General features: G+C 40.9%; 19 protein-coding genes. 17 read left to right on the top strand and 2 right to left on the bottom strand.

Translation table 11 applies throughout. From position 1 onward, the window contains the following. Positions 1-2 precede the first annotated feature (2 nt). Together C6W18_RS00730 and C6W18_RS00725 are read left to right on the top strand one after the other, a co-directional pair. Positions 3-695: a Crp/Fnr family transcriptional regulator gene (locus tag C6W18_RS00730; protein WP_105925360.1), complete on the top strand. Its 693-nt coding sequence runs from the start codon at positions 3-5 to the stop codon at positions 693-695. Positions 696-716: 21 nt separating this feature from the next. Beyond that, positions 717-1202, top strand: a complete 486-nt coding sequence (locus C6W18_RS00725) for a DMT family transporter (protein ID WP_034322728.1) — start codon at positions 717-719, stop codon at positions 1200-1202. 10 nt (positions 1203-1212) lie between these two features. Here C6W18_RS00725 and C6W18_RS00720 read toward each other — a convergent pair whose 3' ends face one another. Further along, complete coding sequence (locus C6W18_RS00720; protein WP_034322730.1) at positions 1213-2619, bottom strand: phospholipase D-like domain-containing protein; 1407 nt, start codon at positions 2617-2619, stop codon at positions 1213-1215. 161 nt (positions 2620-2780) lie between these two features. Between C6W18_RS00720 and C6W18_RS00715 the strand changes: the two genes are divergently transcribed. The 5 genes from C6W18_RS00715 (at position 2781) to C6W18_RS00695 (ending at position 7376) form a co-directional block, all read left to right on the top strand. Continuing rightward, complete coding sequence (locus C6W18_RS00715) at positions 2781-3557, top strand: MurR/RpiR family transcriptional regulator (protein ID WP_034322733.1); 777 nt, start codon at positions 2781-2783, stop codon at positions 3555-3557. A 130-nt stretch (positions 3558-3687) separates the two neighbouring features. Then, positions 3688-4602: a 1-phosphofructokinase gene (pfkB, locus tag C6W18_RS00710; protein ID WP_105925358.1), complete on the top strand. Its 915-nt coding sequence runs from the start codon at positions 3688-3690 to the stop codon at positions 4600-4602. 12 nt (positions 4603-4614) lie between these two features. Further along, positions 4615-6030: a PTS fructose transporter subunit IIC gene (locus C6W18_RS00705; RefSeq protein WP_105925356.1), complete on the top strand. Its 1416-nt coding sequence runs from the start codon at positions 4615-4617 to the stop codon at positions 6028-6030. Between the two features lie 15 nt (positions 6031-6045). Then, the gene (locus C6W18_RS00700; RefSeq protein ID WP_034322740.1) at positions 6046-6504 is read left to right on the top strand and encodes a PTS sugar transporter subunit IIA; all 459 of its coding nucleotides are present in this window, start codon (positions 6046-6048) and stop codon (positions 6502-6504) included. A gap of 2 nt (positions 6505-6506) precedes the next feature. Continuing rightward, entirely contained in the window at positions 6507-7376 is an 870-nt protein-coding gene (locus C6W18_RS00695) for a class II fructose-bisphosphate aldolase (RefSeq protein ID WP_105925354.1), read from the top strand. A 39-nt stretch (positions 7377-7415) separates the two neighbouring features. On the opposite strand, the gene C6W18_RS00690 is transcribed toward C6W18_RS00695, so the two are convergent. After that, positions 7416-8936 carry an MDR family MFS transporter gene (locus C6W18_RS00690; protein ID WP_105925352.1) on the bottom strand — a complete coding sequence of 507 codons (1521 nt, stop codon included), beginning with the start codon at positions 8934-8936 and terminating at the stop codon, positions 7416-7418. 170 nt (positions 8937-9106) lie between these two features. Between C6W18_RS00690 and C6W18_RS00685 the strand changes: the two genes are divergently transcribed. The 10 genes from C6W18_RS00685 to C6W18_RS00640 all read left to right on the top strand — a co-directional run bounded on the left by C6W18_RS00685 (position 9107) and on the right by C6W18_RS00640 (position 18624). Next, complete coding sequence (locus C6W18_RS00685; protein ID WP_223251628.1) at positions 9107-9526, top strand: MarR family winged helix-turn-helix transcriptional regulator; 420 nt, start codon at positions 9107-9109, stop codon at positions 9524-9526. 310 nt (positions 9527-9836) lie between these two features. Further along, a complete protein-coding gene (locus tag C6W18_RS00680) occupies positions 9837-10310 on the top strand; it encodes a GNAT family N-acetyltransferase (RefSeq protein ID WP_105925348.1) in 474 nt (157 codons plus the stop codon). Positions 10311-10563: 253 nt separating this feature from the next. Next, the gene (locus C6W18_RS00675) at positions 10564-10908 is read left to right on the top strand and encodes a hypothetical protein (protein WP_105925346.1); all 345 of its coding nucleotides are present in this window, start codon (positions 10564-10566) and stop codon (positions 10906-10908) included. A gap of 108 nt (positions 10909-11016) precedes the next feature. Continuing rightward, the gene (locus tag C6W18_RS00670) at positions 11017-11316 is read left to right on the top strand and encodes a contact-dependent growth inhibition system immunity protein (protein ID WP_105925344.1); all 300 of its coding nucleotides are present in this window, start codon (positions 11017-11019) and stop codon (positions 11314-11316) included. Positions 11317-11565: 249 nt separating this feature from the next. Further along, a complete protein-coding gene (locus C6W18_RS00665) occupies positions 11566-13638 on the top strand; it encodes a BglG family transcription antiterminator (RefSeq protein ID WP_262982630.1) in 2073 nt (690 codons plus the stop codon). Positions 13639-13653: 15 nt separating this feature from the next. Beyond that, entirely contained in the window at positions 13654-13920 is a 267-nt protein-coding gene (locus C6W18_RS00660; RefSeq protein ID WP_034322754.1) for a PTS sugar transporter subunit IIB, read from the top strand. Between the two features lie 25 nt (positions 13921-13945). After that, a complete protein-coding gene (gene ulaA / locus C6W18_RS00655; RefSeq protein WP_105925340.1) occupies positions 13946-15208 on the top strand; it encodes a PTS ascorbate transporter subunit IIC in 1263 nt (420 codons plus the stop codon). Between the two features lie 18 nt (positions 15209-15226). Continuing rightward, complete coding sequence (gene alsE, locus C6W18_RS00650; protein ID WP_105925338.1) at positions 15227-15919, top strand: D-allulose 6-phosphate 3-epimerase; 693 nt, start codon at positions 15227-15229, stop codon at positions 15917-15919. 187 nt (positions 15920-16106) lie between these two features. Beyond that, positions 16107-17147, top strand: a complete 1041-nt coding sequence (locus C6W18_RS00645; protein WP_105925336.1) for a LacI family DNA-binding transcriptional regulator — start codon at positions 16107-16109, stop codon at positions 17145-17147. A 217-nt stretch (positions 17148-17364) separates the two neighbouring features. Continuing rightward, positions 17365-18624, top strand: a complete 1260-nt coding sequence (locus C6W18_RS00640; protein ID WP_105925334.1) for an ABC transporter substrate-binding protein — start codon at positions 17365-17367, stop codon at positions 18622-18624. Positions 18625-18631 lie beyond the last annotated feature (7 nt).

The raw sequence follows: 18631 nt of genomic DNA, 5'->3' as shown, positions 1-18631 counted from the left end.
AGATGGAGGAGCTTCACGATGAATCTCTTTTTTCTTCTTATATCAAGGCGCATCATTTACAAAACGTCTTTCATCAGAACTTGATGTCACATGTGACGTTATGGCGCTATGAACAAGGTGAGCTGATTTGTTCAAAAGGGGATAAGAGGGAGTACATGTACTTGTTAGTGAAAGGAAAATTAAAGATTTTCACCACCACAAAGGAAGGGAAAACCTTTATTCTTTGCTTTAAAAATCCTCTTGAAGCGATTGGAGATATTGAATATGTCCAGCAGACGGATATGGTCAATACAGTCGAAGCTGTCACAGAAGTACATATGCTAAGGATTTCTCATCAAGCGCTCATGCACGATGCGAAGGATGATCCTCATGTTTTAACCTTTTTGCTAAAAGGCATCACAAACAAATTTTATACAAAATCAAACGATTTAAGCTTCCACCTTTTATATCCAGTGGAGGTCAGGCTCGCAAGCTATTTATTATCTGTTTTAACAGATGACGACACCACGCGCCCGCGCCCGCGCCCGCTTCGTCTCACTGATGCGGCGAGCCTAATTGGAACGAGCTACCGTCATATTAACCGTGTGATTCAGCAATTCAGGGAAAAAGGGCTGATTGAAAGGCGAAGAGGCAAGATTACGATTCGTGACCGGAAAGGGCTTTTAGAAATAGCAGAGCACAACATTTATGAATAGAAGAAACGAAGGGATTTATATATGATTATAGGAATAATATTAGCGATCACAGCTGGTGCACTTGTCAGCTTACAAACCATTTTTAATAGTAAAGTCAATGAGCATACAGGCTCTTGGTCAACAACGACACTTGTTCTTGGAATGGGCTTTATTGCTTCACTCTTTATGGGTCTTATGTTAGAAGGAACTGGCATGTTTCAATTAAGGCATATGGAAGCCTGGTACTGGGTAAGCGGAGCCATTGGGGTAGGGGTTGTCATCTGTCTTGTTCAGAGCATCAAACGTCTTGGTCCGACTTATGGGATCTCGATTGTCCTTATCTCACAGCTAGGCTGCGCGCTTTTGTTTGATTCGCTCGGCTGGCTTGGGTTAGAGAAAGTGGAATTTTCTTTTACAAAACTATTAGGTGTTCTTGTCATCGTTGCCGGAATCTTGGTGTTTAAGCTGACCAAATTAGAGCAAGCAGACGAGCATCAATCGCAAGAACAAGGGCTGCCACAAAAATAGCTGCCCTTGTTCAGATCAATCGCCGCCAAAGAACGGTTATCGTCGATAAACCATTTAAAAGGAGCCTTTTCATCAAAGGCTTTTTTTTCTGCCCATAGGTGCTCGCTTTATATTCTGTTCGGTCTTTAGCCACGAGGACACTATAGGCAATTTTTCGCTCGATTGCCTGTGTAAGAGATAACGCAAACGGTGCGCTATCAATGACCAAAATCGATTCTGTATTTAAAAAACTGGACCTTGCATCTAAATTATATGTCCCGATAATACTTAAATAATCATCAATGACCATCGATTTCCCATGAATAGAATACGGACCTTCATATTCATATAAATGCACACCTGTTTTCATCAGCTCTTTTTTCGTGCTTAAATATCCTGCAAATGCTAAAGGATTTGGTGTGGCTGTAAGAGAATTCGTGACAACTGTCGTTTGAATATCTTCAGGTAAGGGAGTAAGTCCATCCTTCATGGGCCGTGTTGGTATCACATACGGCGTCTGTATGAGAACAGAACGCTTTGCCCGGTGAGCTAGATCGTTTAACTTTTTCAGCACGAGAGGACGTTTATTGAAGCGCTCCACTGGATTTGTGAAAAATGCAATCTGTTTCACAGAAGTGGCATCTGTTGCCCAATCAAAGGAGGACATGACAAAAGGTTCTTTCGTGCGCATCGCTTCTTGATAGGACCTGAGCAGCTTCTTTCTCAGTTTCAACCCTTTTTTCGCTTTTTGCTTAGAGAACACATCTTTCGTTCTTTTCGTAAAGTCATGATTCCATAGATAAACGAAATATTGCTCCATTTCATCTAATACTTTTCCCTTTTTGGCGTTATAGAGCAGCACATCACGGTCATAAGCAAAGTCTTTCGGCGGCTGATCTGCAAAGTATTTATCACCGATATTTCTTCCACCCATCACAGCGACTCTTCCATCTGCCAAAAGCAGCTTATCATGAAGGCGGTTATGCCACGTCCATGGCTTGAACAAACGAAAAGGCTCATAAAAACGAATCGCCATATTCGGATGATTTGCTACGGCATAGCGCAAATGCTTCAGCGGCCCACGCAGGCTGTGGCAGATGCCATCTAATAATAGCTGAACTTTCACTCCTCGATCAGCGGCATCAATTAAAGCACCAAGTAACCATTCGGCTGTTTTCCCCTTTTGAATGGAATAATAACTCAGACGAATCATCTTTTTAGCCTCGCGAATCATTTGGATTCTGACCTGACCCGACTCAAACCCGTCGTCAAGAAGCATGACTTGATTTGTGCCTTGGTCGTCTCCTGAGATAGAAGAGGCTTTATAGATACAATGCTCCTTACATGTTTTTTGAAACGGGAAATAAAACAAAACAAATGCAGTCAAAAATACATACACCACATACAGAAGGATCAGAAAAAATAAAAGATGAAGCATGGTGATCAGCTCCTTTCAATACAGGCACTACTTTTCCTTAGTTTATGTTAAAAATAAAATTTCACTCATTTGGGCTTCTAATAAAAAATACAGGACAAAAGAATCAACTTGTTTTCATAGGGCATTTAATTATAGTATGAAATAAGTAAGGGGGAATCGCATTGAATGAACCATTATTTAACATTCCAAGTGATGTGTATCAAACGTTAAGTGAAACAGAACGTTATTTACTCCATTATATTCACCAGCATTTAGAGGATATCTCCACCTTATCCATCGTCACATTAAGTGAACGAGCCAATGTGTCGACAGCCACTATTGTCAGACTGATGAAAAAAATTGGTTACAATGGCTATACATCCTTTAAATATCGATTGAAACAAGAAAAGAAAATGACAGATGACAGTGACCAGCTAAAAAATATTGATGAAGACATCAAACTGGCGATTCGTAAAAATGAAGAAGAGGTTTTAAAGACGATACAACTGCAAAGTATAGGGCAAATTGAAGATGCCGTTCAAAAAATACATGATGCAGATAAAATTTATATTTTTGGCAGAGGCTTCTCTGAGATGATTGCCAAAGAGATGACCATCAAATTACAGCTCATCGGGAAAACATGTGAAGTGCACGACGATCCGAATATCATTCGACTAAAATCGCGTGACATTGATAAAAACGAACTTGCCATCTTCGTTTCATTAAATGGAGAAACAGCAGAACTCGTTGAAGCCTGTCAAAATTTAAGCATGAAGCAGGTCACAACCATTACCGTCACAACAAGAATTGATTCTACTTTAAGTAAAATATCAGACATGACACTAGTCGGATATAAAGGCGAACAATCTTTCTTCCCAGATTATGAAGTCCGCTCCCGGCTGTCTCTACATGTCATTGCCCGCATTTTACTAGATGCCTACGTGATCCGAATGAAATAACCGATAAGAAAGCCTTCTAGACTTTGTGCTGGAAGGCTTTTCCTCATGAAAACCTTTACACAATCTGAAAACATTTTCACTGAATCGTATGAGATACTTTCTTTAGAGAAAAGAAAGAAGGTGAAAACAATTGATTTATACCTGCACCTTAAATCCTGCTATAGACCTATATATTGCATTAAAAGAAATGCGGGCAAATACAGTGAACCGCACGGAAGATGAGGATTATCAGCCTAATGGAAAAGGCGTCAATGTCTCGATTATGCTGAAAAAATACGGCGTTAACAGCACTGCATTAGGCTTTATTGCCGGGTTTTCTGGTTCTTATATTGAGCAATCTTTAAAAGATCTTTCCATTCAAACAGATTTTATCCCGGTTGAAGGTATTACGCGCATTAACGTTTTTATCAATACAACAGAAGAATACAAGCTCGTGAATCAAGGTCCTGCCATTCAGGCAAAAGCACTTCACGCATTTCGTGAGAAAATTTCAGCAATCCCGCAGGGCGGTATTCTCATTATGTCAGGCAGCCTGCCAAAGGGCGTACCTGCCAGCATTTTTTCAGAAGTAGCTGCAATTTGTCATCAAAACAACGTCAAATTCATTTTAGATACAAGCTCTGTAGCGGTTCTTGAGACGCTTCAGTACAAACCGTATTTATTAAAACCAAATGAAGAAGAAATGGCCGCTTTTTTCGGCAAAACACATCATTTATCAGAAACAGAACTCATTCAATCCGGTGAAAAACTCATCGAGATGGGTGCAGAGCAAGTACTCATTTCCCGCGGAGGAGAAGGGGCTCTATTCATCACAAAAGAAGACATATTAAAGGGAAACGCACCAACAGGCACGGTGGTAAACACAGCTTGTTCAGGAGATGCCATGCTTGCAGCATTTATTAGTAAACAGCTTGAAGGACATTCAGCTGAAGAATGCTTACGTTATGGCATTGCAACAGGTGCATCTACAGCCTTTTCTAAAGGATTAAGTGATTTACATGATATTAAGTCGTTAATCGAGCAAATCCACATTCACAGCATATAAGGGGGAGTAAACATGAGCCGTAAAAAAATTGTCGCTGCAACTGGGTGTCCAACAGGCATTGCGCACACATTTATGGCAGCTGAGGCATTAAAAATAGCTGCTGAGCAATTAGGGGTCGACATCAAAGTCGAAACGCATGGTCAAGTAGGAATTGAAAACGCTTTAACCGATCAAGACATTATGGAAGCAGATGGGGTCATTGTTGCAGCTGACAAAGATGTGCACACAGAGCGCTTTCATGGAAAACCACTCATAGAAGTGCCTGTATCTAAAGGGATTCGCACACCAGCTGATCTGATCCAGAGCATTTTAAATGGAGATGCACCTATTCATCAAGTGAAAGGAAGGGCCGTTGTTACCGAGAAAACAACAGCTCCTTCATCCACTCAACAAAAGACGTCAAATAAATGGATACACACCATCTATAAGCATTTAATGAACGGTGTATCACACATGCTTCCATTTGTCGTAGGAGGCGGGGTCTTAATTGCCCTTTCTTTTCTATTCGGCATCTACTCTGCTGATCCTCAGCATGAAACGTATCACCCGTTTGCTGCCTATTTGAAAAGTATTGGCGGACTCGGCTTTAGCTTAATGGTTCCTATTTTAGCAGCATTTATCGCTGATTCGATCGCAAGACGCCCAGGGATGGTTGTTGGATTTATAGGAGGCCTGCTTGCAAACGATGGAGGTGCCGGTTTCTTAGGCGGTATTATCGCAGGTTTTGCAGCAGGGTATATCATTCTTTTACTTCAATTGTTGCTTCAAAAATTACCTGCTTCACTTGATGGATTAAAGTCGATCTTCATCTATCCCGTCATCGGTATTTTCTTGATAGGGGCTGTAATGACTCCTCTATTAGTTCCAATTACAGGGTTAAATAATTCATTAATGGATTTTCTCTCATCCGTTCAATCCACGAATCCGCTACTCTTAGGCTTAATTGTTGGGGCGATGTGTGGATTTGATATGGGTGGACCATTTAACAAAGCAGCCTATGTGACAGGAACAGCTTTGCTTGCAGAAGGCAATCTTTATTTCATGGCAGGTGTGTCTGCAGCATGTATTACACCGCCACTCATCATTGCAATTGCGACAACGATTTTCCGGAAACATTTCACACCACAAGAACGAAATGCAGGGGCGATCAACTATATTCTTGGGGCTACACATATTACAGAAGGGGCCATCCCGTTTGCGGCTAAAAACCCAGTGGTTGTTCTACCAATTATCATGTTCGGTTCGGCCATCTCTGCTATTTTAACCTATCTGTTTGGCGTACAGGTTCCTGCACCACATGGCGGATTCCTTGTCCTGCCAGTCGTCACAGGCGCATTTCAGTGGGTGCTTTCAATACTGATCGGATCTTTGATCGGTGCGATTCTATACGGACTTTATCGTAAAAAAATAGACAAAGCCGCAGTTTAATAGGGGGGAAGAAAAATGATGGAACATATCTATATGAATCTTCATGAAACAGCTTCTTCACAGGCTGGCGTTTTCGCAGCCATTGCTGACATTGCCTACAAAGCAGGTATTTGCACATCACAAGAGGATGTCAAAAAAGGCTTAGCTGAAAGGGAAGCCCTTAGTACAACAGGCTTTCAAGATGGATTTGCCATTCCGCATACACAGACAGACGCCATCACGAAACCAGCACTAGTGATCGTCCGCACTGAAACCGGAATTGAATGGGACGCTTTTGATGGAAAGCCTTGCTTTTTCTTCTTATCCTTACTCATCCCAAAAAATGAAGCAGGGACCACTCATTTAAAAGCACTTTCTGCCCTTTCACGAGGCTTAATGGATGAAGCGAAACGTCAAAAGCTGCTTGAAACAAGAACAAATGAAGAAATGCTCGCTGTATTAAATAAAGATATTTTGACTAGAGAGGATGTTTGACCATGCCTTTACTTTCAACAACACCGATGCTTGAGGCTGCCAAAAAAGAAAAATACGGAATTGTGGCATTCAATGTACACTCCTTTGACAGTATCTATTGGGTGCTCGAAACTGCCGCTGAATTAAAGTCACCTGTTATTTTGCAAACGACGGTCGGAACGGTTCAATCTCTTGGAGCAAAAGCCATTGCAGATACAGTAAAGGCGGCAGCTGACCAATATCAAATCCCAATTGGTCTTCATCTGGATCATTGTACTGACTTTGATGTGATTCTCACCTGTATCAGGGCTGGGTATACATCCGTTATGATAGATGCATCCATGCATTCGTATGAAGAAAATGTACGCCGTACAAAAGAAGTCGTTGACCTCGCATTAAAAGTAGGTGTGAATGTAGAGGCTGAGCTTGGCAAGGTAGGCGGCGTAGAAGATGACATCGTGGTAGATGAAAAGGATGCTGAAAAAGCCATTCCATCAGAGTGCCGTCAATTTGTAGAAGAAACTGGGGTACCTACTTTAGCGCCTGCGATCGGCACCGCCCATGGCATTTATAAAGGAGTGCCGGATATTGATTTTGACCGCATTGAACAAATTGCAGCGCTTGTCGATGTACCACTTGTCCTGCACGGAGGTTCAGCTGTACCAGAAGAGGATGTCAGAAGATGTGTCACACTTGGTATGGCAAAGGTCAATGTCTCAACTGAACTGAAAAACGCATACTCTGAAGCCATTCGTGATCATTTCTCAAACGAACCCGAAAGCTTAGATCCGCGTATGTATTTACAAAAAGCCAAGCAAGCAGCAAAAGACATGGTCACATCTAAAATACAAATCGTTGGCAGTGAAGGCAAAGCGCATCTTTTATATCAATAAAAAGAAAAAAGCAGAGCCTCGTCGCTCTGCTTTTTCACATTATTCACTTTCTTTCATTTCATTTGAAGTACGTACTCGTGCATTTCCCATAAATACGACTGTAATCGCCGCAAGTACAATCGGGAATAAAGCAATCATAAATACATACGTAATACTTTGTGACATCGCATCAATGATCTTATTTAAAATATCCGGTGGAATTTGTGAGCGTGCCCCCTCTTGGAAAATGGCTTGCGGATCACCAACTTGAGAGGAGGCTCTTTTCATTCCACTAAAAGCATCTGCTAAACGATTTGTCAGGACATTGGTTTGAATCGTCCCGAAAATCGTCACACCTAACGTCATCCCAAGTGATCTCATAAATGAATTGGTTGAGTTTGCACTGCCTCGGTAGCGCGGAGAGAGATCATTCATTGAAGCAGATGGCAGAAGGGAGAAGCTAAACCCTACACCAAAGCCTGATATCATCATAAAGAGTGTGAGCCACAGTCTTGCTGTGTCTGGTGACATGTTGGCAAGCAGCAGCATCCCAGCGAAAAATGAAATCACAGAGATGGTCATAAGCCGTCTAAAAGGCACCTTCGTCTGCATCGTTCCGCCAATCATACTGCCAATTACTGAGCCTATCATCATTGGTGTTAAAATGAAGCCTGCACTTGTCGCAGATTCACCGTACACCGCCTGTACGAAAATAGGGATAAAGACGGCAAGAATAATAAACGTCCCGCCATATAAAAACGCTAAAATTTGAGATGTCGCAAATAAGCGGTTTTTAAACATCCAAAATGAAATAATTGGTTCCTCAGCTTTACGCTCAACGATAAAGAAAATGGTACCGAAGACAACAAACACAGCAAATAGTGTCAGGATTTGTACGGAATCCCAAGCATAAGATTTACCGCCAAGCTCAAGTGCGAACATTAAGCTCACAACCGCAACGACTAGTGTAATGGCACCTGCCCAGTCAATTTTTTGCTTGCGATGTTCAAGCGATTCCTGATAGTATCTGGCGATCAAGAATACACTGACGATACCGATTGGCACGTTAATATAGAAAACCCAATGCCAGCCGATCGAATCCGTAATAATGGCGCCTAATAGCGGTCCTAGTACACTTGATAAACCAAATACTGCACCGAACATACCTGACATTTTTCCGCGCTTTTCAGGCGGGAAGATATCAAAGATAATCGTAAATGCGATCGGAAGAAGTGCACCGCCTCCAAGCCCTTGAATGGCTCGATAAATAATGAGCTGATCCATCGTTTGTGCGATACCGCACAGCGCAGATCCAATTAAAAAGAAAATAAGTCCAAACAGAAAAAAACGCTTTCGACCATACATATCAGAAAGCTTCCCATAAATCGGCATTCCGGCCATCACTGCCACCATATAAGAAGCGGTCACCCAAGCAAATTTATCAAAATTCCCCAAATCTGCTACGATGCTTCCCATCGCTGTTGCAACAATGGTATTGTCCATCGCTGCCATAAAAATACCTAACAGCAAACCGATGACAACAAAGCGAGTGGATGCCTTGCCTTTATCCACGTTATTCATTTCATTTACCTCCTGCTTACGTTCTCTTCTCTTTTTTGCTATGATCAACTTAATGATAAAGTAAGAGAACATTTATCTTGATGATCAAGATAAATTGATTTTAAAGGGAGGATAACAAGTTGTCAATAAAGAACGAGTCAGAAGACCGAGCAGACCTGATCATTCATACGATGAGGCGCCTTGCCACACGAACGGTTTTGTTCCATCAAGCGGCTGCTCAATCGCTCGGCCTTTTTCCAACAGATCTCAAATCAGCTGATTTATTAAACGAACTCGGACCACTCACAGCAGGTGAATTAAGTGAAAAAACAGGTCTTAGCTCAGGTGCCGTCACGGCTCTTATTGACCGGCTTGAAAAAGCAGGCTACGCCAAAAGGGAGAAGGACCCAAAAGACAAGCGAAGGGTCATCATTGTTCCACTAACTGCGGGGAAATCACAGGTGAAAGAGCTCTTTCTATCTTTATCAGCATCAACAAAACAGCTCACAAAGGAATACAAACGAGAAGAATTAGACTTAATCATTCAATTTATTACCGAGGCAGCAGATATCATGGATCAAGAGCTGCAATTGCTTAAGTCTAAATCGTAAGAGAGCACACTGTTGCGTTAAATAGACTAAACTAATAAGAGGTTACTATGTTCAATATATGAGCATATATCTTCTTTTCTTATGCATATTATATTCGTTAATTAGATGTTGAAAATATTGTATAGTATGTATACAACACATTGGAGCATAAGTTTGTTTTTGGTGGAGGACGTAGCCCACAGCGGGAGGCGTAGTGAGGTCTTTAGAACGAGCGTTAATATAAGAGAGATGTGTTATGAGGGTGCAAGAAGTTCTCATTGAGAATAACAACATAGGATGCTTATCCTAATAAGGGGAGGTATGACAGAAAGTGGAGATTATAAAGTTTAAGGAAACTGATACAAAAGAGATTGTTTCATTGTTTTATGAAACAGTTCATTCCGTAAATTCAAAAGATTATTCCCAAGTACAATTGGATGCTTGGGCACCAAGAGATGAAAAAGAATTTAAAATTAATTCTTGGAAGGAATCATTGGGTCAAAATATAACATTTGTTGCTAAAGTTAATGATAAAGTTGTTGGTTTTAGCGATTTAACGCATACCGGGTACTTAGATAGACTATTCGTTCATAAAGATTATCAAGGACAAGGTATAGCCTCAGCTTTAGTTGATATGCTCGAAACTGAGGCAAAGAAAGTAAATCTTTTAGAAATTGATACCGAAGCAAGTATTACAGCTAAACCATTTTTTGAACATCTAGGTTACAAAATTGTTTGTTCACAAACTGTGGAAAAAAAGGGGGTTAAGTTGGCTAATTTTAAAATGCTAAAAAAAATAAAATAATAATTTTCTTGTTATGCTAACAGGTGCGTTAGTTTAAGAAGAAAGGGTATAACATATTAGTCTTAAATAGGAATATAGATACAAAAACAGCTTCTATTTGATCAGAGAAAAGTGAGTTTCTTAAAAAACGTCTTGGGTTAGAGCGGAACTAACTTCAAGTGGGGTTTTTCATGGTCATCCAATAGCAGGTAATCGATTACAAGAGTATTTAAAAATAGCTAAACCAAGATCATCAGGAGCGTAAGTATTTAAAATGAAAATTGAGAAAAAACTTCCTAAATATAAACTTCAGCCAATTAGAATACCTTCAGGCTGGGAAATTAGTTACAATTCTTTAACAGAGTTAGATCCGGCATTACTAAATAAAGATGAACAAGATAAATGGTTAAATTTAACAGAAGATTTATTGCAAATCAAGAATATTAAGAAAAATATACTGCTAGATGTTGGATGGTATCCGGAAGCTGATCCGGAAGGGGTTTATGGTTTGGATGTAGTAGAAGACTTTAATTGGGAAAATCCAGTCACATCATTTGAAACGAACCAAAAAGGCGAATTAATAGAAAAAGTCGAGTTTCTATTGTGGCAACTGAGTTAACAATAAATAGAATAACCATCACCACTACTTTGATTTTAATGGAATCAAGGTTTCACTTGTCTAATATAATTGGTGATTTTAATTATATTACATTGTAGAGGTGATTCAATGAATGAAAGCTACAGTTATTTAGAGGAGTTAGAAGATTTTTTAGGTGGGACATTTCATCAGGATATTCATTCACCAGAAGAAGCGTTAAATGAGTTTATTCATTTAGCTAGCGAAGAATGTCTGCTGTCTACTATAAAAGATTGTCAGGATTTTTTGAATAGTACTTTAAATTTACAGGAAAAAGAAAGCTTTATCGTTAATAATGTAGAAATCAATTTTCCAGAGACCTCATTATACCCGCTACAGTGGCTTAATAAAATAATAGAGAAAATGAAAGAAAAAGTGAAAATGAAGTAATAAAAGGCTCAAAATTTTTCAGAAGATTCCTAACCTCATTACAAAGGTTTTCTATTACATAAAAGAAGACCAAAGGATAAATTTAGCCTTTGTATACAAGTCTAAAAGCACACTCAAGCGGGTGTGCTTTTTCTTATAGCAAAAGAACACCCAAAAACCTGCACAGCATTTGCTGAAGACATTTGGACTTCTTTGACGCAGGGGAGTTGATTAGACTTATAACCAAAGGGAAGAAGGGAGGAATTCGAACTGCACTTAACCAAAAGGGGTACGACTTTATTATCGATGCTGATTCACACGACATCTTATTTATCAATTGAAGATTTACAGAACCGACTGAATGTCTCTACTCGAACCGTCTACTCTGAAATCAAACGAATGAATAGCTGGCTGAAAACTCATGAGCTTAGTGGCGTTCAGCGAAAAGATCAACTTGGCTACTACTTACTCACACATGAAAAAGAAGTCATTATTCAAAAAGCCAACACTATTCTCGTTGGTTCTGATTATGAACCATGTGTAAAGGAAAGAAGGGCGATCCTGCTCTTATCCATTGCATGCAGTGAGAAACGTCTAAAAATTGATGATTTTATGAAGCTGACCAAAGTGAGCCGAAATACATTGCTTGAAGATATGAAACAGCTAAAAGAAGCACTTTCAAAGCAGCAGCTCACGCTTCACTATCAGGCAGCCTGCGGCTATTTGATTTCAGGAGAAGAAAGAATGATTCGATTGGCGCTGAAACCTTATATTCATTCCATTCGCACCATGATAAAAAACGAAAAAGAGTTTCCATCTTTTTGGTTAAAGGGGCCAATTTCATATAAGCGGTTAAAGCATCTCCTCGAGCAGTCAGAACAAGAGCTTAAGCTCGAGTTTGCAGATGACATGCTGGATCAGCTCTCTTTGGATCTCTTTTTCTACTTTAAGCGGATGAAGCTAGGACGTGCTGTACACCTTTCAAACGAAGAAAAGCGTACATTGCAGGAAACAGATGAATGCTTGTCCGCTATTCGTTTCATGACACAGATACAAAAAGAAACCAGTCTTCATGTTCATGATGATGAAATCTATTTTCTTAGCACGCTATGGCTCAGCGCAAAGAAACAAAAGTTTCCTTCAAGTAAAAAACCTGTAGAGCATCTCATTCGTACCATCGCCAGACAAATGATATTTGACTTTCAGCGGTATGCTTGTATTTCCTTTCAAGAGCCAGAAGCCTTGGAGCAAAACTTAACAATGCATTTAATTCCGGCCTATTACAGGCTCATCTATCACGTTGGTATCATCAATGAATTAACAGATTCTATGAAAAAAACACAGCCAGAGGTGTTTGAAATCACTCAAAAGGTCGCAGGCCATTTAGAAAAGGTGACCTGTTCAAAGATGAGCGACCATGAAATTGCGTATGTTGCGATGCATTTTGGCGGCTGGATGAGAAGAGAAGGGATTTCACCGATCGAGAGGCGTTCTGTATACATTGTGTGCGGCGAAGGAATTGGCACAAGTTACATGCTGAAAACACAGTTACTTGAATTAATCGGCTACATCGAGGTACGCGGTCTGTTATCTAAGCGTTCATATGAAGAATTGTCATCCATCGATGCCGACTTTGTTGTATCAACAACACCTATTTCGTTTAAAGGAAAACCCGTTCACATCGTTCACCCCATTCTTACCGCCTATGAGAAAAAAATATTGCTCCAATATGGGGAAGGCGGAAAAAACAGGCTTGATGAGCAAAGGGTAAACGATTTATTCAACATCATTCAGCAGCATACCATCGTACAAAATGAAAAAGCACTGCTTCGTGATCTTAAGGAGCTGCTTCATCCCGCATATGTATCCCATCAGAAAGGGTGGAAACCAGTGTTAAACGATTTATTAACAGAAAAAACCATTCAGCTCCAGCAAACAGCAGAAACGTGGCAAGAGGCCCTCGCAAAAGCAGCGCAGCCTTTACTCGATCAAAATGCCATTCAGGGAGGTTATGTGGAAGCCATGATTCAGTCCGTTCATCAAAATGGGCCTTATATTGTGATTGCACCACAAGTGGCGATTCCGCATGCCAGACCGGAGGACGGCGTGAACACATTAAGCATGTCACTCATGTCATTCAAACAGCCTGTTTACTTTTCAAAGGATGAAAAAAAGCAGGTTCGGCTCGTCATTGTGCTAGCTGCCATTGACAGTATGACTCACCTGAAAGCACTCAAACAACTGACCATGCTGTTGAGTGATGAAAAACGAATCCAACAATTAATTGAAGCAGAGGAATTAACAACGATTCAAGAACTAATTGATCAATTTTCAAAAGTATAAAGGGGGAAAAAGAGAATGAAAAAAATTCTTGTTGTGTGTGGAAACGGATTAGGAAGCAGCTTTATTGTAGAAATGAATGTCAAAAAAGCTTTAGAAGAGTTAGGCCTTTTAGCTGAAGTGGATCATACCGATCTCAGTACAAGTAAAAATGAAAAAGCCGATCTGTATATCGGAGCAAAAGACATTATTGATCAACTGGATGACGGCACAAGAAAGGTTGCTGGATTAAATAACTTGTTAGACCAAGAAGCCATTAAAGACGTCCTTCGCAAACACATATAGGTCAGGAAAAAGGGGGATTCACATCATGATAGAACTGATCATGAACGATATATTGGGCACACCTGCCATTCTCATCGGTTTGTTTGCACTAGCTGGTTTACTTTTGCAGAAAAAATCAGCCGCAGATACCGTGTCAGGCACCTTGAAAACAACTATGGGATTCTTAATCTTAGGAGCCGGCGCCACAGTCGTGTCTGATTCACTTGGTGTTTTTCGAAAGATGTTTGAAGCAGCCTTTCACATTCAAGGAGTTGTCCCAAATACAGATGCCATGGCTGCGATTGCTCAAAAGGAATTCGGTACACAGACAGCACTCATTATGATTTTTGGCATGCTGGTCAATCTGTTACTGGCAAAATTCACACCATTTAAATACGTCTTTTTAACTGGTCATCATACGTTGTATATGGCTGCTATGCTCGCAGTCGTTCTCTCAACAGCCGGCATGGGAGGGGGACTTCTTATCGCCACCGGTTCCATGATATTAGGGGCAGCTATGGTCATTGCACCCGCTATCCTTCAGCCATTTACAAGGAAAGTCACCGGAAGCGATGATCTCGCGCTCGGCCACTTCAGTACCTTCGGTTATTTTACAGCGGGAATGATCGGCAAATGGGTCGGCCGTCCAGAGAAATCAACAGAAACCATTCAAGTGCCTAAATCACTCGGCTTTCTAAGAGATACATCGGTTGCGATTTCGATCACAATGGCTTTGCTGTTCTTTGCGATCGCACCGTTTGCAGGGATTTCCTTTATAGAACAGATTAGCGGAGGCACGAATTTTGCCGTCTTTATTCTCATCCAGGCCATTACCTTTGCAGCTGGTGTATACATTATTTTAGCAGGGGTACGGATGGCAATTGGCGAGATCGTGCCTGCTTTTAAAGGGATTGCTGATCGGTTTGTGAAAGGTGCAAAGCCGGCACTTGATGCACCAACCGTTTTCCCTTTTGCTCCAAATGCGGTTATTATCGGTTTTTTATGCAGCTTTGCAGGAGGGATCGTGTCCATTTTTCTTTTACCTTTGTTTGGTTTAACTGTCATTGTTCCTGGTCTTGTCCCGCACTTTTTTTGCGGTGCTACAGCAGGAGTATATGGCAATGCAACAGGAGGGGTGAGAGGTGCAGTCGCCGGGGCATTTGTGAATGGATTACTTCTTTCATTCTTACCTGCTTGTTTACTCCCTGTGTTAGGAACTCTTGGCTTTGAAGGGACAACTTTTGGAGATACAGACTTCGGTATCATCGGAATCTTGATTGGATTGATCAAGTTTTTATTTCATCTTTAAAAAAGGAGGAGGCTGAGAATGACAGCCATTTTTTCACCTTCACTGATGTGCATGGATTTAACGCACTTCCGTGAACAAATTCATCTTCTTAACACGAGAGCAGATCGGTATCATGTCGACGTCATGGATGGTCATTACGTGAAAAATATCACCTTATCACCCTTTTTCATTGAACAGCTTCGAAAGCTGACAGATGTACCGATTGATGTTCACCTTATGGCCGAACATCCCCAGGAATTTTTAATCGATGCGTGTATTGATGCAGGCGCAACGATGATTTGTTTACACCCGGAAGTTGTGCAAAAAGAAGTCTTTCGAATCATCCGGCATATCCACCAAAGAAAGTGTGAGGTCGGCTTTGTTCTAAATCCCGCCACACCAGTTGCGGCATTAGATGCTTTTATTCATTTAATAGACCGAGTGACGATCATGACGATCGATCCAGGGTTTGCCGGACAGCCTTTTATTCAAGAAATGCTTCAGAAAATCAAAGAGGTGAAGGATGTAAAAGAGAAGGGAGGGTACTCGTTTTCAATCGAAGTAGACGGCTCTTGTAATGAAAACACGTTCCGACTACTTGCTGAGGCTGGAAATGAGATCTATATCATCGGTACCTCAGGTTTATTTGGACTTCACGAACAAATCGACATCGCGTGGGAAACAATGAAGCAATTGTTTGCAAAAGAAACAGCCGCAATGAAATCACCTTAGGAAACGAGAGGATGAAATTCATCCTCTTTTTTTACGTAAATTTACTAAAATTACTGCACATTCACCAACACATACTCAAAAACATGAAAAAAAGCGGAAATTTATAATTGAAAGCGCTTTATTTATGTGTTATTCTTCAAATATCTTTAGTAAATATTTAGTCAAAAAATCCATGAGGAGTTTGCCTATGACCACACTAAAAGATATTGCTCATGATGCAAAAGTATCCGTTTCCACTGTATCCCGTGTGTTAAATGGCGACCAAACGCTAGCCGTTTCACATGCAACAAGACAAAACATCCTCGACATTGCTAAAAAGTTAAACTATACCCCAGTGAGAGCAAGAAAAGCCGATCAAGCAGAAGGAAAAAATCCATCTGAATCCCCAGTCATCGGTGTCGTTGTCGCACAATCCATTGATGAAGAATTAAATGATCCCTTTTTTTCATCCATTCGAAAAGGAATCGAAAAAGAATATGCCAAACAAGGCCTGTCCACCCTCCATACATTTCGCCTGAGAAGCATGGACAAAGGTGCGATGCTAAAAGATATAGACGGTTTGATCGTCATTGGACGAATCAGCCCTGAAACTGTTGAAAAAATGACAAATCGCATGGAGCACATTGTTTTTATCAATCATTATGCGGATGAAGATTTGTATGATTGCGTACATGTGGACTTTGTAAGAGCGGCTGATCGCGCTATTCGACACTTGCAATCTCTCGGCTATACACACCTAGGCTATATCGGCGGAAAAGAACGAGAACATTTTTTCGAAGGGAACGCTGTCATTGAAGACGAAAGACAAACGACTTTTATGAAAAGAATGCAAGAGGCGGGAGGTCTTCATATGAATGATATCCACATTGGTGAATACTCCATGCAAGAAGGCTATACGCTTATGCAGCAAGCCATCGAAAAAGGAAATCTTCCAGAAGCCTTTTTTATCGGAAGTGACTCTATGGCGATTGGTGCTATGCGTGCTTTACATGAAGCGGGTCTCCGTGTGCCTCTAGATGTATCCATTGTTGGGTTTAATGACATTGAAGCCGCTTCATTTTCAAGCCCGCCGCTCACAACAGTCAAAGTGTATACAGAAGAAATGGGGGAAGTCGGTCTGAAGCTGTTACTTGAGCGGATACACGGAAGAAAACTCCCTCTAAAAGTCGTCGTGCCCACGAAGCTCATTGAAAGAGGCAGCACATGCTTAATCCATGAAAGGGGGTGAAACAGCATTTCAGCAAACAAAAAAGAGACAAAAAAGCAGAAAGGAAGCTGCTGAGCATGATGGCCAGATCATGCTGAACATAAGGAAGCTTACCGATATGCTCTCTTATCTCTTTGAAAAGAATAGAATTCCAGTATAATGGACTTCTTTTGTTTCCGCAACTGCAGGAATTCTATCAACAATCGTCTGAATTTTCAGTGATCAAAAGGAGGAAACCATGAATAAAAAAATGATGCTACTGATGACTGTAGCCTTTGTCTTGACCATTATTTTGTCTGCTTGCAGCAATAACGGCGCTTCTGAAGCAAACGGAAAGGTCACCCTGACTCTATTTTCGACGATGAGTAACAGCGGAGAAAGAAAAGCGTTTGAAGAAGTGATTCGTGATTTTGAAAAGGAGCATCAACATATTCGAATCGACGCCAATTTCCCTGGCAACAGCTATGAAGATATGATACGTGTCAAAATGGGAGCGAACGATATGCCTGACCTATTTGATACACATGGCTGGGCCAAACTGCGATATAGCGAGTATGTGGCTGATTTAAAGGAGATGGACTGGGTCAAACAGCTTGATCCTTCACTCGACCAGATTTTAAAGGACAAAGATGGCAAAGTGTACGCCTATCCGCTGAATCAAGCGAAGGATGGGCTTAGTTTCAATGCCAATCTATTAAAAAAATATGGCATTGAAGTACCTAGAACACTTGATGAACTCAAAAGTGCTTTACAAACGGTCAAAGAAAGGAGTAAGGGAGATGTTGTGCCGCTCTGGATACCAGGAGGAGATAATTCAAATATCGCCCAGGTCTTTGACGAACTAGCCACACCTTTATTAATCACCGATCAAAAACATCAATACGGAAAAGAACTTGAAAACGGAACGTTTGATTGGTCTCACTATACTCCGCTTGCACAGTTCATGAAGGAGCTAAAGGATCAAGACCTTTTAAACAAAGATGTCCTCACAGCGAAACTGTCTCAGGCACCTGAGCTGATGGCGCAAAATAAAATCGCTTTCACTTTTGTCGGAGGATCTCTAGGTCCTGAAGCGACAGAGCTCAATCAATCGATCAAAGTAGGTACGATGCCTGTTCCAGCCATTCATGAAGGAGATAAGCAAAGCTGGATTGGCGGAGAACGATTCACTGTCGCTGCCTGGAAGGACTCTAAACATCTAAAAGAAGCAAAACAATTCATCGACTTTTTAGCAAAACCAGAAAATGTGAAGAAAATCGCAGAGGGCACATCCTCTGAAACTGCACTAAAGCAAGTGAAAGCCAAAAACTATTACTCTACGTTTTACGATCAATACGAACATATCAAGATTGAACCATATTTTGACCGAAAATACTTACCAAGCGGAATGTGGGCTGTCATGGCAACGACCGGTCAAGAATTATTAGCAGGCTCCATATCACCAGAACAATTATCAAAGAAAATGGAAGAGGAATATAAGCGCTTGAAAAAACAATAGCCGACTG

Source organism: Bacillus sp. LLTC93, from assembly GCF_002993125.1.
Lineage (GTDB): Bacteria > Bacillota > Bacilli > Bacillales > Bacillaceae > Bacillus > Bacillus zhangzhouensis.
The sequence above is the reverse complement of the archived record's forward strand: the minus strand, read 5'-3'. Positions and strand labels throughout refer to the sequence as shown.

Bases quoted from the DNA above. Each gene is read 5' to 3' on its own strand.
- C6W18_RS00640 (WP_105925334.1), top strand. From the start codon at position 17,365: ATGAATAAAAAAATGATGCTACTGATGACTGTAGCCTTTGTCTTGACC.
- alsE (WP_105925338.1), top strand. From the start codon at position 15,227: ATGACAGCCATTTTTTCACCTTCACTGATGTGCATGGATTTAACGCAC.
- C6W18_RS00685 (WP_223251628.1), top strand. From the start codon at position 9,107: ATGAGGCGCCTTGCCACACGAACGGTTTTGTTCCATCAAGCGGCTGCT.
- C6W18_RS00660 (WP_034322754.1), top strand. From the start codon at position 13,654: ATGAAAAAAATTCTTGTTGTGTGTGGAAACGGATTAGGAAGCAGCTTT.
- C6W18_RS00695 (WP_105925354.1), top strand. From the start codon at position 6,507: ATGCCTTTACTTTCAACAACACCGATGCTTGAGGCTGCCAAAAAAGAA.
- C6W18_RS00645 (WP_105925336.1), top strand. From the start codon at position 16,107: ATGACCACACTAAAAGATATTGCTCATGATGCAAAAGTATCCGTTTCC.
- C6W18_RS00720 (WP_034322730.1), bottom strand. From the start codon at position 2,619: ATGCTTCATCTTTTATTTTTTCTGATCCTTCTGTATGTGGTGTATGTA.
- C6W18_RS00675 (WP_105925346.1), top strand. From the start codon at position 10,564: ATGAAAATTGAGAAAAAACTTCCTAAATATAAACTTCAGCCAATTAGA.
- C6W18_RS00730 (WP_105925360.1), top strand. From the start codon at position 3: ATGGAGGAGCTTCACGATGAATCTCTTTTTTCTTCTTATATCAAGGCG.
- C6W18_RS00670 (WP_105925344.1), top strand. From the start codon at position 11,017: ATGAATGAAAGCTACAGTTATTTAGAGGAGTTAGAAGATTTTTTAGGT.
- ulaA (WP_105925340.1), top strand. From the start codon at position 13,946: ATGATAGAACTGATCATGAACGATATATTGGGCACACCTGCCATTCTC.
- C6W18_RS00700 (WP_034322740.1), top strand. From the start codon at position 6,046: ATGATGGAACATATCTATATGAATCTTCATGAAACAGCTTCTTCACAG.
- C6W18_RS00690 (WP_105925352.1), bottom strand. From the start codon at position 8,936: ATGAATAACGTGGATAAAGGCAAGGCATCCACTCGCTTTGTTGTCATC.
- C6W18_RS00705 (WP_105925356.1), top strand. From the start codon at position 4,615: ATGAGCCGTAAAAAAATTGTCGCTGCAACTGGGTGTCCAACAGGCATT.
- C6W18_RS00725 (WP_034322728.1), top strand. From the start codon at position 717: ATGATTATAGGAATAATATTAGCGATCACAGCTGGTGCACTTGTCAGC.